Source organism: Streptomyces sp. NPDC003691, assembly GCF_053981115.1.
This window is the reverse complement of sequence record NZ_JBSFNQ010000240.1, coordinates 1-1204: the sequence shown is the minus strand read 5'-3', so window position 1 is coordinate 1204 and position 1204 is coordinate 1. Positions and strand designations below refer to the sequence as shown.

The 1204-nt window shown below is 67.5% G+C and carries 1 protein-coding gene; it reads right to left on the bottom strand.

From position 1 onward, the window contains the following. The coding region (locus ACWDR0_RS34955; RefSeq protein ID WP_456355857.1) for an AMP-binding protein at positions 1-1145 on the bottom strand (1145 nt) is incomplete at its 3' end. Positions 1146-1204 lie beyond the last annotated feature (59 nt).

Genomic DNA, 1204 nt, shown 5'->3' with positions numbered 1-1204 from the left:
ACATCCAGCACCGACGCATCGAACCCGAAGGAAGCAAACTGCAACACCCCGGCACCAGGGCCCGCACCCATCACCGGACCGAACACCGACACCAGATTCACCAACGACCCATGCGCAACCGCCACACCCTTCGGAACACCCGAAGAACCCGACGTATAAATCACATACGCCAACCCAGACGAGTTCACAGCAACCGAAGCCACCGGCTCACACACAGCCGACGCCGCCAACTCCTCCGCACCCACCACCACACCCGCACCCGAATCCGCCAGCATGAACTCCTGCCGCTCCACCGGCAGCGAACCATCCACCGGCAGATACGCCGCCCCCGCCTTCCACACCCCCAGAATGCCGACGACCATCTCCACCCCACGCCCCAAACGAAGCCCCACCACCGACTCCGCACCCACACCACAACCCCGCAACCACCCGGCCAACCGACCCGCCGCCGCATCCAACTCCCCATACGACACCCGCACCCCATCAGCCACCACCGCAACCCCACCCGGATCAGCAGCCACCCACCCCTCGAACAACCCCAACACCGACGACGACAGCACCCCGCCCACAACCGCCGTGTCATTCCACTCGCTCAGCACCCGGGCCCGCTCGCCCTCACCCAGCACATCCACCTCATGCACCCGCACCCCGGGCTCCGCGGTCACGGTCTCCAGGAGGCGCTCCCACCTGCGGGCCAGTAGTTCGGCCGAGTCGGCGTCGAAGAGGTCCGCCGACGCGATCAGCGAGCCGCGCAACCCGGCCGGGCGACCGTTCTTGTCGAAGGTCTCTGTCACGATGACGTCGAGGTCGAACTTCGCGGCGTCCGTGACCGTCCGGCTCTCCGGTGCGGCCTCGGTGTCGGCGGGCAGCTCCCGCCCCGTCCGCTCCACGTTCTGGAGGGTGAGCATGATCTGGAAGAGGGGGTGCCGGGCCAGGGAACGTACCGGGGCCAACTCCTCCACCAGCTTCTCGAACGGCACATCCTGATGCGCCAGCGCACCAAGACCCGCCTCCCGCACCCGCCCCAGCACCTCCCGGAACTCCGGATCCCCGGACAGGTCCGTCCGGATCACCAGCGTGTTCACGAAGAAGCCCACCAGATCGTCCATCGCCTCATCCGTACGGCCCGCAACCGCCGAACCCACCGGCACATCCAGCCCCGCACCCAACCGCGACAACAACACCGCCAACGCCGCCTGCAACA